This window comes from Providencia sp. PROV210 (genome assembly GCF_028479445.1).
Lineage (GTDB): Bacteria > Pseudomonadota > Gammaproteobacteria > Enterobacterales > Enterobacteriaceae > Providencia > Providencia rustigianii.
The window spans coordinates 40485-52424 of the sequence record NZ_JAMPNQ010000009.1 but is presented as its reverse complement, the minus strand read 5'-3'; the positions used below and the strand labels follow the sequence as shown (position 1 = coordinate 52424).

At 44.0% G+C, this 11940-nt stretch carries 12 protein-coding genes; 10 read left to right on the top strand and 2 right to left on the bottom strand.

Features of this window, described 5'->3' with window-relative positions; genetic code table 11:
* The first annotated feature begins 35 nt into the window (after nucleotides 1-35).
* The 10 genes from tgt to pgpA all read left to right on the top strand — a co-directional run bounded on the left by tgt (nucleotide 36) and on the right by pgpA (nucleotide 8931).
* Entirely contained in the window at nucleotides 36-1163 is a 1128-nt protein-coding gene (gene tgt / locus PR761_RS07845) for a tRNA guanosine(34) transglycosylase Tgt (protein WP_112836199.1), read from the top strand.
* A gap of 216 nt (nucleotides 1164-1379) precedes the next feature.
* Nucleotides 1380-1712, top strand: a complete 333-nt coding sequence (gene yajC / locus PR761_RS07840) for a preprotein translocase subunit YajC (protein ID WP_006815785.1) — start codon at nucleotides 1380-1382, stop codon at nucleotides 1710-1712.
* 27 nt (nucleotides 1713-1739) lie between these two features.
* Complete coding sequence (gene secD / locus PR761_RS07835; protein WP_071599562.1) at nucleotides 1740-3587, top strand: protein translocase subunit SecD; 1848 nt, start codon at nucleotides 1740-1742, stop codon at nucleotides 3585-3587.
* Nucleotides 3588-3597: 10 nt separating this feature from the next.
* Nucleotides 3598-4566, top strand: a complete 969-nt coding sequence (secF, locus tag PR761_RS07830) for a protein translocase subunit SecF (RefSeq protein ID WP_006815783.1) — start codon at nucleotides 3598-3600, stop codon at nucleotides 4564-4566.
* 112 nt (nucleotides 4567-4678) lie between these two features.
* Nucleotides 4679-5128: a transcriptional regulator NrdR gene (gene nrdR / locus PR761_RS07825; protein WP_039855609.1), complete on the top strand. Its 450-nt coding sequence runs from the start codon at nucleotides 4679-4681 to the stop codon at nucleotides 5126-5128.
* Between the two features lie 5 nt (nucleotides 5129-5133).
* The gene (gene ribD, locus PR761_RS07820; protein ID WP_006815781.1) at nucleotides 5134-6249 is read left to right on the top strand and encodes a bifunctional diaminohydroxyphosphoribosylaminopyrimidine deaminase/5-amino-6-(5-phosphoribosylamino)uracil reductase RibD; all 1116 of its coding nucleotides are present in this window, start codon (nucleotides 5134-5136) and stop codon (nucleotides 6247-6249) included.
* 102 nt (nucleotides 6250-6351) lie between these two features.
* Complete coding sequence (ribH, locus tag PR761_RS07815; RefSeq protein WP_006815780.1) at nucleotides 6352-6825, top strand: 6,7-dimethyl-8-ribityllumazine synthase; 474 nt, start codon at nucleotides 6352-6354, stop codon at nucleotides 6823-6825.
* 69 nt (nucleotides 6826-6894) lie between these two features.
* The gene (nusB, locus tag PR761_RS07810) at nucleotides 6895-7311 is read left to right on the top strand and encodes a transcription antitermination factor NusB (protein WP_006815779.1); all 417 of its coding nucleotides are present in this window, start codon (nucleotides 6895-6897) and stop codon (nucleotides 7309-7311) included.
* 127 nt (nucleotides 7312-7438) lie between these two features.
* Nucleotides 7439-8422: a thiamine-phosphate kinase gene (thiL, locus tag PR761_RS07805; protein ID WP_006815778.1), complete on the top strand. Its 984-nt coding sequence runs from the start codon at nucleotides 7439-7441 to the stop codon at nucleotides 8420-8422.
* Nucleotides 8422-8931, top strand: coding sequence for a phosphatidylglycerophosphatase A (gene pgpA / locus PR761_RS07800; RefSeq protein ID WP_006815777.1), 510 nt, complete (start codon nucleotides 8422-8424; stop codon nucleotides 8929-8931). Before thiL ends, pgpA begins: the two co-directional genes overlap by 1 nt.
* Before the next feature lie 66 nt (nucleotides 8932-8997).
* Here the strand turns inward: pgpA and dxs are convergent, their stop codons facing one another.
* Together dxs and ispA are read right to left on the bottom strand one after the other, a co-directional pair.
* Nucleotides 8998-10863, bottom strand: coding sequence for a 1-deoxy-D-xylulose-5-phosphate synthase (gene dxs / locus PR761_RS07795; RefSeq protein WP_006815776.1), 1866 nt, complete (start codon nucleotides 10861-10863; stop codon nucleotides 8998-9000).
* Nucleotides 10864-11020: 157 nt separating this feature from the next.
* Nucleotides 11021-11938 (bottom strand): (2E,6E)-farnesyl diphosphate synthase, encoded by a 918-nt coding sequence (gene ispA / locus PR761_RS07790; RefSeq protein ID WP_006815775.1) that lies wholly within the window; start codon nucleotides 11936-11938, stop codon nucleotides 11021-11023.
* Between the last annotated feature and the right edge of the window lie 2 nt (nucleotides 11939-11940).

Sequence of the window (11940 nt, the reverse complement as noted above, 5' to 3'; positions counted from 1 at the left end):
CACCAGACTGTTTTTCTGATGCTAGGAGATAAAACGTGAAATATGAATTACAGACAACCAATGGCAATGCTCGTCGTGGTCGCCTGATTTTTGAACGTGGTGTGGTGGAAACCCCTGCATTCATGCCAGTAGGAACTTACGGTACGGTGAAGGGGATGACCCCTGAAGAAGTTAAAGAAACTGGCGCTCAAATCCTGCTGGGTAACACCTTCCACCTGTGGCTACGTCCAGGCCAAGAGATCATGAAATTACACGGTGATTTGCATGATTTTATGCAATGGCAGGGACCGATTTTAACGGACTCCGGTGGTTTTCAAGTCTTTAGTCTTGGCGCAATGCGTAAAATTAAAGAAGAAGGTGTCCATTTCCGTAATCCAATTAACGGTGAAAAAATATTCTTAAGTCCTGAAAAATCGATGGAAATTCAGTATGACCTCGGTTCAGATATCGTCATGATATTTGACGAGTGTACGCCATATCCAGCGGATTGGGACTATGCAAAGACATCGATGGAAATGTCTCTTCGTTGGGCTGCGCGTAGCCGCCAGCGCTTTGATGAACTGAATAATAAAAATGCATTATTCGGTATTATTCAAGGCAGTGTTTACGAAGATTTACGTGATATTTCTGTTAAGGGGCTGGTAGAAATCGGCTTTGATGGGTACGCTGTAGGCGGTTTGGCTGTGGGTGAACCTAAAGAAGATATGCATCGTATTTTAGAGCATGTTTGTCCACAAATTCCAGCCGAAAAACCTCGCTATTTAATGGGCGTTGGTAAGCCTGAGGATTTAGTCGAAGGTGTTCGCCGTGGTATCGATATGTTCGACTGTGTTATGCCAACGCGTAATGCTCGTAATGGTCATTTATTTGTGACTAATGGCGTGGTAAAAATTCGTAATGCTAAGTATAAGTCAGATACATCAACCCTTGATGCGGATTGTGACTGCTATACTTGTCGCCATTACAGCCGTGCATATCTACACCATCTTGACCGTTGTAATGAAATTCTGGGTGCGCGCCTCAATACCATTCATAATTTACGTTACTATCAGCGCTTAATGGCCGGTATTCGAGAAGCCATTGAAGCTGGAAATTTTGAACAGTTTGCCTCTGATTTTTACGAGAAGATTGGGAAACCTCAGCCTTCATTAAATAGAGAGTGAATTTAAGTGCGAAGTTAGCCCTTTCTGTGTAGCATATCGGGCTGTATCCTTTGTTCTTTGCACTGTTTTCAAATTATTGGTATCAATAATTTGAATTATTTAGTGTAAATAATAGTTTTTATTTCTAGTTACAGAGCGGTTTGATGTATTTTATGTAACTTGAAGTAGTTAATATGTATGTTTGAAATTGCTTTCAATAACAATGAGGAAAGTTGAATGAGTTTTTTAATTTCTGAAGCTGCGGCATCTGCAGGCGCACCAGCACAAGGTAGCCCATATTCACTGATTATCATGCTGGTTGTTTTCGCACTGATTTTCTATTTCATGATCCTGCGTCCACAACAAAAACGTGCTAAAGACCACCGTAAGCTGATGGAATCCATTGCAAAGGGTGATGAAGTTTTAACCACTGGCGGTTTAATCGGACGTGTAAATAAAGTTTCTGAAACGGGTTATGTTGTTCTTGAACTGAGTGAGAACACTGAAGTAACTATCAAACGTGATTTCGTTGCTGCTGTTTTACCTAAAGGCACAATGAAAGCAATTTAATTCTGAATTTTCCCGAAGGGAACTGCCGTGCTAAACCGTTATCCTTTATGGAAGTATCTGATGTTGATCACTGCGATCCTCGTCGGTTTGCTGTATGCACTTCCAAACCTATATGGTGAGGATCCGGCTGTTCAGATCACTGGCGTGCGGGGAACCGCCGCCAATGAACAAACGCTGATCCAAGTCCAAAAAGCTTTAGAAACAGATAAAATTCAAAGCAAATCTGTTGCTCTTGAAAATGGGGCAATTTTAGCCCGTTTCAACAACTCTGATGTTCAGTTGCGTGCGCGTGAAGTTATCATGAATGCGCTGGGCGACCAGTATGTTGTTGCATTAAACCTAGCACCTGCTACGCCTAAATGGCTCGAAGCCCTCGGTGGGGAACCAATGAAACTTGGTCTCGACTTGCGTGGTGGGGTTCACTTCCTGATGGAAGTCGATATGGACACTGCATTAGGTAAATTGCAGGAACAAAACATGGATGGTTTGCGTAATGACTTGCGCCAAGCAGGTATTGCGTACTCTTCTATTCGTAAAGGCAGTGATTATAGCGTTGAAGTTCGCTTCCGTAATGCTGATGATCGCAGCTTAGCTGAGAAAACGCTGGAACGTAAATATCCAGACTTAGTGTTTTCCGATGGCAGCGATAATACCATGATTGCTGTTATGACGGATGAGCGCTTACGTGAAGCTCGTAACTATGCCGTCTCCCAGAACATTACTATCATTCGTAACCGTGTTAACCAATTAGGGGTCGCTGAGCCTCTGGTTCAACGTCAAGGTGCGGATCGTATTGTTGTTGAATTACCGGGTATCCAAGATACTGCTCGTGCAAAAGAAATTTTAGGTGCAACTGCAACATTAGAATTCCGTTTAGTGAATACCAGTGTTGATAGTGCTGCGGCTGAAAGTGGACGAATTCCGGGCGATTCCGAGATTAAATATGACCGTGATGGCACGCCATATGTGCTGTACAAACGTGTTGTATTAACGGGTGACCATATCACTGATTCCACATCGGAAACAGATGAAAATGGCTATCCACAAGTCAGTATCGGTCTTGATAGCCCTGGTGGCTCTATCATGTCTGACTTTACTCGTGACAACCAAGATAAGCTGATGGCAACCCTGTTTGTTGAATATAAAGACAGTGGTAAGAAAGATGCAGCGGGTCGTGCGATTTTAGTCAAAGATGAGAAAGTGATTAACGCTGCACGTATTCAAGCGCGTTTTGGTAGCAAATTCCGTATTACAGGTATTGATAACGCGAATGAAGCTCGTCAGCTTTCATTATTGTTACGTGCCGGTGCGTTAATTGCGCCAATCCAAATTGTTGAAGAGCGTACAATCGGCCCAACTCTCGGTATGCAAAATATCGAACAAGGTCTGAAAGCGTGTATTGCTGGTCTATTAGCATCAATCCTATTTATGATTATTTACTATCGTAAGTTTGGTCTGATTGCGAGTAGCGCACTGATGGCAAACTTGGTGATGATTGTTGGTGTTATGTCCCTATTACCGGGAGCAACATTAACCATGCCGGGTATTGCAGGTATCGTCTTAACCCTTGCGGTTGCCGTCGATGCCAACGTTCTGATAAACGAGCGTATCAAAGAAGAGTTACGCAATGGACGTTCGGTGCAGCAAGCGATCCACGAAGGGTATAAAGGCGCCTTCTCAAGTATTACCGATGCAAACTTAACCACCTTAATCACCGCAATTATTCTCTATGCAGTGGGTACTGGGTCGATTAAAGGCTTTGCAATTACGACAGCGATTGGTGTCGCAACCTCTATGTTTACAGCTATTGTTGGTACGCGTGCAATCGTGAACCTGCTTTACGGCGGTAAACGTATTAACAAGCTGTCAATTTAAGGAGCACGTTGTGGCACAGGATTATACTGTTGAACAATTGAACTATGGTCGTAAAGTCTATGACTTTATGCGCTGGGACAACGTTGCCTTTGGTATTTCTATCGTATTACTGATCGCTTCTTGCGTGATTATCGGGCTCAAAGGTTTTAACTGGGGCTTAGATTTCACGGGCGGTACAGTTATCGAAATCAACTTAAGTCAGCCTGCTGATTTGGATAAAATTCGTGATAGCTTGTCTAACTCGAATCATAAAGATCCCTTAATCCAGAACTTTGGTAGCAGCCGTGACATTATGATCCGCTTACCGCCAGTTGAAGGTGTTGCGGGTCAAGAAGTTGGTAAAGAGATTATCACCATCATCAACCAAAATGTTGATGATCAAGCAACCGTTAAACGTATTGAATTCGTGGGACCAAGTGTAGGTGCAGAACTGGCGCAAACGGGAGCATTAGCTCTGTTAACGGCACTGATCTGTATCTTAATCTACGTTGGTTTCCGTTTTGAATGGCGTTTAGCGGCGGGTGCGGTATTAGCACTTGCGCATGACGTTGTCATCACATTAGGTATTTTGTCTCTATTTCATATTGAAATCGACATGACAATTGTGGCGTCATTGATGTCAGTTATCGGTTATTCCCTTAACGATAGTATCGTAGTTTCTGACCGTATCCGCGAAAACTTCCGTAAGATCCGTCGTGGTACACCTTATGAAATTATGAACGTCTCTTTGACCCAAACATTAAGCCGTACCATCATGACTTCAGCAACGACCCTTTTAGTGGTTCTGATGCTGTATCTGTTTGGTGGCGCAATGTTAGAAGGCTTCTCACTGGTTATGTTAATCGGTGTGACTATTGGTACTATCTCATCTATCTATGTTGCTTCTGCACTGGCACTGAAGATGGGAATGAAGCGTGAGCATTTACTTCAGACGAAAGTCGAGAAAGAAGGTGCTGACCAAGAGTCTTTATTGCCTTAATTTCTGATGGGTATAAAGCATTGAAAACACCTTGTGAGTTCCACCTTGCAAGGTGTTTTTCATTTCAGTCTGAGTTACACTACCTACCTATAGAAAATAATCAGGAATCGCTATGCATTGCCCATTTTGCTCAGCTGTAGATACGAAAGTCATCGACTCGCGTCTGGTTGGTGAAGGCTCACAAGTGCGCAGACGCCGCCAGTGTTTAGTTTGCCATGAACGTTTTACCACGTTTGAAGTGGCGGAATTGGTTATGCCTAGGGTTATCAAAAGTGACGAGGTCCGCGAACCTTTCGATGAAGAAAAACTGAATCGAGGTATGCTGAAAGCCTTAGAAAAACGGCCAGTGAGTTCTGATGCTATTGAACAAGCGATTATTTCTATCAAGTCCCACCTAAGAGCAACGGGTGAGCGTGAAGTCCCATCAAAACTGATTGGGAACTTGGTAATGGATGAATTAAAAAAGCTCGATAAAGTGGCGTATATTCGCTTTGCCTCTGTTTATCGTAGTTTTGAAGATATACGAGAGTTTGGTGAAGAAATCGCTAAACTACAGGATTGATATCAATGCTTGAACAAGACCGCATATATATGGCTCGTGCTTTTGAATTAGCACGAAAAGGGCGTTTTACTACCTCACCCAATCCGAATGTAGGCTGTGTCATTGTCCGTGATGGTGAAGTTGTCGGTGAAGGCTATCACCAGAAGGCGGGAGAACCCCATGCTGAAGTTCACGCATTGCGTATGGCGGGAGACAAAGCTAGAGGCGCAACGGCCTATGTGACCCTTGAGCCTTGCAGTCATCATGGACGCACGCCACCTTGCGCAGAGGCCTTAATTAAGGCTGGGGTAAGCCGTGTGGTTGCCTCAATGCAAGATCCCAATCCCCAAGTCGCAGGTCGCGGGCTATATATGCTCTCCCAGGCTGGGATTGAGACATCCAGTAATATTCTATTGGAACAAGCCGAAGCTCTAAATCGTGGCTTCTTAAAACGTATGCGTACCGCTTTCCCCTATATTCAATTAAAGCTGGCCGCGTCATTAGATGGCAAAACAGCATTAGAATCAGGGGAAAGTAAGTGGATCACTAGCCCAGCGGCACGCAAAGACGTGCAGGTTCTCAGAGCCCAAGCAAGTGCAATCCTCAGTACCAGTAATACGGTGATTGCCGATGATCCGGCTTTAACGGTTCGTTGGAGTGAATTACCGAGTGATATCCAGCAAGAATATCCAGAAGATCAACTGCGTCAGCCGATCCGTATTGTGTTAGACCGCCATAATAAAGTGACCCCTGAGCACCAAGTGACTCAGTTAGCGGGGGAGTGTTGGTTAATACGCCCAACGCCAGATAATGAAGTCACATGGCAAGGTCAAGTGGAGCAAGTTCCGATCCTTGCGGATGAAAATGGCATTGATTTAGTGATTTTGATGATGCAGTTGGCTAAACGTAATATCAATAGCATTTGGGTTGAAGCAGGACCAACGCTTGCAGGCTCACTACTAAAGTTAGGTTTAGTTGATGAACTTATTGTGTATATTGCCCCTAAATTGCTAGGGGATACCGCGCGTGGATTAGTCAATTTCCCTGCATTGAAATCTCTTTCAGATGCGCCAAACTTTGAATTTACTGATGTGGAAAAAGTGGGAAATGACTTGCGGGTAAGACTGCGTCCCGTATGGTAAATGTGTTTTTTTAGCAGTTTGCTAAAAATCACTCATACGATTAATGAAAGAATGTGATAAAATCCGCGCCCCGCGGGTTATAATTAATATTTGAGGAAGACTATGAACGTAATTAAAGGTGTTGTTGCCGCGCCAAAAGCGCGTGTTGCTATCGCTATCGCTCGTTTTAACAACTTTATTAATGATAGTCTGCTGGACGGTGCAATTGATGCATTAGATCGTATTGGTCAAGTTGCTGAAGAAAACATCACCGTTGTTTGGGTTCCAGGTGCTTATGAATTACCGCTTGTGGTTAAAGCTCTGGTAGAAACCAAAAAATATGATGCAGTTATCGCATTAGGCACCGTTATTCGTGGCGGTACTGCGCACTTTGAATATGTTGCTGGTGAGTGTAGCTCTGGTCTGTCTCATGTAGCAATGAACAGTGATGTTCCTGTGACTTTCGGTGTATTAACCACTGAAAATATCGAGCAAGCTATTGAGCGTGCTGGTACTAAAGCAGGTAACAAAGGTGCAGAAGCTGCACTGACTGCTCTCGAAATGATTAATGTGATTAAAGCTGTAAAAGGCAAATAATACAGTCGTTATTTAGGGCGTCAGACGCTCGAAATAGGCTGTGTAGTTTTTTTATTTAAGGGGAATCTTGTGAAACCTGCTGCTCGTCGCCGCGCTCGTGAGTGTGCTGTACAGGCCATCTATTCATGGCAATTATCCGGCAATCCTATTGCTGAAGTGGAATATGAGTTTTTAGCCGAACAGGACATGTCTGACGTCGACGTTAACTATTTCCGTGAACTGATCTCGGGTATTGCGAGTAACGCAACCAAGCTGGATCAACTTATGTCACCGTATCTTTCTCGTCAGTTGGAAGAATTAGGTCAAGTTGAAAAAGCGATTTTACGTGTATCAATGTATGAACTAAGCTATAGACAAGATGTTCCGTTTAAAGTTGCAATCAATGAAGGTATTGAATTAGCAAAAGTATTTGGAGCTGAAGATAGCCATAAGTTTGTCAACGGTGTGTTAGATAAAGCAGCACCTGTAGTTCGTCGTAAAAAATAATATAATCAGGTTCCCTCCTGTAATACTTTAGATGTGATGGGTAGGCTGGGGTCCAGTCTACTCTAGTACTTATGTCTGTATTTTCAGTTTATTGAGAATCCGGCATAGCGAAAACGGAAAATCTACCATGTCTTATGGCGAATTTGACCTCATCGCGCGTTTTTTTAATCGTCAAACAGTAAACCGACGTGATGTAAATATCGGTATTGGTGATGACTGTGCGTTGATGACCATCCCTGAAAAGCAGCAACTTGCTGTGAGTACGGACACTTTAGTTTCTGGTATTCATTTCCTACCCGACATTTCTCCTGCTGATCTCGCCTATAAATCCTTAGCCTCTAATTTAAGTGATCTTGCTGCAATGGGTGCTGATCCTGCATGGGTATCTTTGGCAATTACATTGCCAACAGTTGATATGGACTGGTTACAGGCTTTCAGTGACACTTTATTTGAGCAGCTTAATTACTATGGAATGCAGTTAATTGGTGGCGATACCACTCGTGGACCAATGAGCTTAACCTATACCGTTCATGGTTTGATTCCAATAGGAAAAGCGCTATCGCGCTCGGGTGCGAAAAATGGTGACTGGATTTATGTGACTGGAACTCTCGGCGACAGTGCTGCTGGGTTTGCTATACTTCAAGATAAACTACATCCGGAAAGTACGGAACATGCACAGTGGTTAATTGGGCGTCATTTACGTCCGCAGCCACGGATATTACAGGGGCAAGCGCTACGTAATTTAGCCTCATCGGCCATTGATATTTCTGATGGCTTAGTTTCTGACCTTAACCATATCTTAAAAGCCAGTGGTTGTGGGGCGAGGATCAATCTGGATGCGCTGCCTCAATCAGAAGCATTAAAGCAAAATTGTTCCGTTGAACAGGCTAGAATTTGGTCATTAAGTGGTGGTGAAGATTATGAATTATGCTTTACTGTTCCTGAAATGAATCGCGGCGCTTTAGAAATGGCATTAGCCCATACCGGCGCTGGTTTTACCTGTATTGGTCAAATTAAACCGCAATCGGAAGGGATCCGCTACTTTTGTCATAACCAAGCTGTAGATGTGGATCTAAAAGGTTTTGACCACTTTGTACAAGAAGGTGCCTAATGGCAAGTGCTCAAGAAAAAGCAGAAGCAAAAAAACGATTGAATATGCGTAATCCGTGGCACTTATTGGCGACGGGTTTTGGCAGTGGTTTATCGCCAATTATTCCTGGTACTATGGGTTCTTTAGCCGCGATCCCTTTCTGGCTGCTAATGGATAAATTACCCGTTTGGAGTTGCTGGGTGATTATTGTGGTGGGTTTCTGGTTTGGATGCTGGATCTGCGAGCGCACCTCCCATGATATGCGGATCCACGATCATGGCAGTATCGTTTGGGATGAGTTTATCGGAATGTGGATCACGTTGATGGCGATCCCTGTTGTCAGTGTACAGTGGGTACTTGCAGGGTTTGTGATCTTCCGTATCTACGATATGTGGAAGCCGTGGCCGATCCGTATTTTTGATCGCCGAGTTGGTGGCGGTTTTGGCATCATGATCGATGACATCATTGCAGCAATTTTTGCTTATGTCACCATTTGGTTACTGGTTCACTATCAGGTCATGCCATTCTAGTTTAATAGAGTGATATGTAAAAAAAAGACCGCCTAGGCGGTCTTTTTTCATATATAAAACAGTGAATTATTTTTGCTGATAGTCAGTAATTGATTTCACAATGCCAGCCGCATCCAAGCCAAGGTCAGCCAATAATTCTTCTTGAGTTCCCTGTGGAATAAAGAAGTCTGGTAAACCAAGGTTGAGAATGGGGAGGACTTTTTTCTCACGCATTAAGAATTCATTCACGCCACTACCCGCGCCGCCCATAATGGCATTCTCTTCAAGGGTCACCAGCATATCGTGGCTGTTTGCCATGTCGAGAATTAAGGCTTCATCTAATGGTTTTACAAAGCGCATATCGACGACGGTTGCATTGAGCTGTTCAGCGGCTTCTAAGGCATTGCTTAGTAGTGTACCAAAACTTAAAATTGCAACTTTCTCACCTTGACGGCGTACAATTCCTTTACCAATTTCTAATGGTGAAAGTGGCATAAGTTCAGCGCCTACACCCGCGCCACGCGGATAACGTACAGCGGTAGGACCTTCCTGATAGTGATATCCGGTATGCAGCATTTGGCGACATTCATTTTCATCACTCGGTGCCATGATCACCATGGTTGGGATACAGCGTAAGAATGAAATATCAAATGAGCCTTGGTGAGTTTGACCGTCAGCACCGACAATACCGGCACGGTCAATAGCAAACATAACCGGTAACTTTTGGATTGCTACATCGTGGATAACTTGGTCGTAGCCACGCTGTAAGAATGTGGAGTAAATTGCGACAACTGGGTTATAGCCACCAATCGCTAAGCCAGCAGCAAATGTCACGGCATGTTGCTCTGCGATGGCCACGTCAAAATATTGGTTTGGATACTCTTTAGAGAAGCGCACCATACCTGAACCTTCGCGCATTGCCGGTGTGACAGCCATTAACTTGTCATCATTTTTAGCTTCTTCACATAGCCAGTCACCGAAAATTTTAGAGAATGTCGGTCTGGTATCTTTGCTTTTTGGCAATGTGAATGTGGCTGGATCAAATTTAGGTACAGCGTGCCAGCTGATTGGGTCTTTTTCTGCTGGCTCATAACCGCGACCTTTTTTGGTCATAATATGCAGGAATTGAGGACCTTTTAGGTCACGCATATTTTTCAGGGTTTGGATCAGTGCGACCACATCATGCCCATCAACAGGTCCGATATAGTTAAAACCGAGCTCTTCAAACATGGTGCCGGGAACGACCATGCCTTTGATATGTTCTTCAGTTTTTTTCAGTAATTCTTTGATAGGTGGGATATTTGAAAATACTTTTTTGCCACCTTCACGCAGAGTTGTATACAGTTTGCCTGAGAGTAAATGTGCCAGATGGTTATTTAACGCACCGACATTTTCGGAAATCGACATTTCATTATCGTTGAGGATCACCAACATATCCGGTGCGGCATCCCCTGCATGATTCATGGCTTCGAAAGCCATTCCAGCTGTGATTGCACCATCGCCAATCACACAAACGGTTTTACGATTTTTATCTTCTTTTTCAGCAGCAATCGCCATGCCTAAACCCGCACTAATGGAGGTTGAGGAGTGACCAACGCTTAAAATGTCATATTCACTTTCTGCACGCCATGGGAATGGATGCAACCCATTCTTTTGGCGGATGGTATCAATTCTGTCACGGCGTCCTGTCAGAATTTTATGTGGGTAAGCTTGGTGACCAACATCCCATACTAAGTTATCAAATGGAGTTTTGTAGACATAGTGTAGGGCGACGGTAAGCTCTACAGTGCCCAGCCCTGATGCAAAGTGGCCGCTAGAGCGACTAACGCTATTCAGTAAAAATTGTCTGAGTTCATCACAAAGCTTTGGCAAGCTTTCCTTTGGCAGTAGGCGCAATTCATCAGGCGTCTCTGCAAGTGCCAGCGTTGGATATTTAGCGGTATCTATACTCATTAGGTGCTCACTACTTAAATTAATTAGGGTATTCCCTGTCTACTTCCCGTTATTGCTGAGTCGGTATTATTTTTCATTCATCGCAATACGTCAAAGTGGCTCGGGTAATGATGTTATAATTATCGGTCTTATGCATACCAAAAGGCAAAGCATATTGTTAGCTTTTACGTTCAATAATGAAATTGGCTAATGCTCTGAGTAATTCAGTATTGTAACCTTGAGATTGTAATAATTCTAACGCGGTGATCGCATCTTGATATAGCTCTTTAGCCTTCTCTTGAGCGGCTTCAAGGCCGAGTAACGACGGATAAGTGCTCTTTTCATGCTGTTCATCCGCACCTTGGCGCTTGCCCGTAATTTCACTGTCGCCGATGACGTCTAGAATATCGTCTTGGACTTGGAAGGCAAGCCCAATAGCATTGGCATATTGATCTAAAATAGCGATGGATTGACGTCCTTTTTCTCCTGCTGCGTAAGCGCCTAAGCGGATCGCGGCACGGATAAGTGCGCCTGTTTTATGCTGATGAATACGCTCAAGAGCGGCAAGATCTACACGTTTTCCTTCAGCGTCGAGATCTAATGCTTGCCCACCACACATGCCGGCTAAACCGCTGGCATAGGCGAGTTCAGAAATCATTGCAATGCGATCTTTATCTGAAACCTCTGGCATCGCAGCGCTGGACAGTAGCTGGAATGCAAACGTCTGTAATGCATCTCCCGCTAAAACAGCGTTGCCTTCACCAAATTTAATATGGCAAGTGGGTTGCCCTCGGCGTAAATCATCGTCATCCATAGCAGGTAAATCGTCATGAATTAATGAATAAGCATGGATACATTCGACGGCTGCCGCAGGTGCATCTAGGTTATCTTGGCTAACGCCAAGCATTTCGCCAACTGCGTAGGTTAAGAACGGACGTAGGCGTTTTCCACCCAGAAGCGTGCCATATTTCATCGCCTGAGCAAGGGGAAGATCGGCAAAAGGTAACGTCTCTAATGAGTTTAATAAATACTGATTAACTCTATCATGGGCTTGGCGTTGCTGATGCGCGAAGGCATCTTGGTGTTGTTCGGACATAA

Coding starts and splice junctions, on each gene's coding strand:
- yajC (WP_006815785.1), top strand. CDS start 1,380: ATGAGTTTTTTAATTTCTGAAGCTGCGGCATCTGCAGGCGCACCAGCA.
- nrdR (WP_039855609.1), top strand. CDS start 4,679: ATGCATTGCCCATTTTGCTCAGCTGTAGATACGAAAGTCATCGACTCG.
- ribD (WP_006815781.1), top strand. CDS start 5,134: ATGCTTGAACAAGACCGCATATATATGGCTCGTGCTTTTGAATTAGCA.
- ribH (WP_006815780.1), top strand. CDS start 6,352: ATGAACGTAATTAAAGGTGTTGTTGCCGCGCCAAAAGCGCGTGTTGCT.
- thiL (WP_006815778.1), top strand. CDS start 7,439: ATGTCTTATGGCGAATTTGACCTCATCGCGCGTTTTTTTAATCGTCAA.
- pgpA (WP_006815777.1), top strand. CDS start 8,422: ATGGCAAGTGCTCAAGAAAAAGCAGAAGCAAAAAAACGATTGAATATG.
- dxs (WP_006815776.1), bottom strand. CDS start 10,863: ATGAGTATAGATACCGCTAAATATCCAACGCTGGCACTTGCAGAGACG.
- ispA (WP_006815775.1), bottom strand. CDS start 11,938: ATGTCCGAACAACACCAAGATGCCTTCGCGCATCAGCAACGCCAAGCC.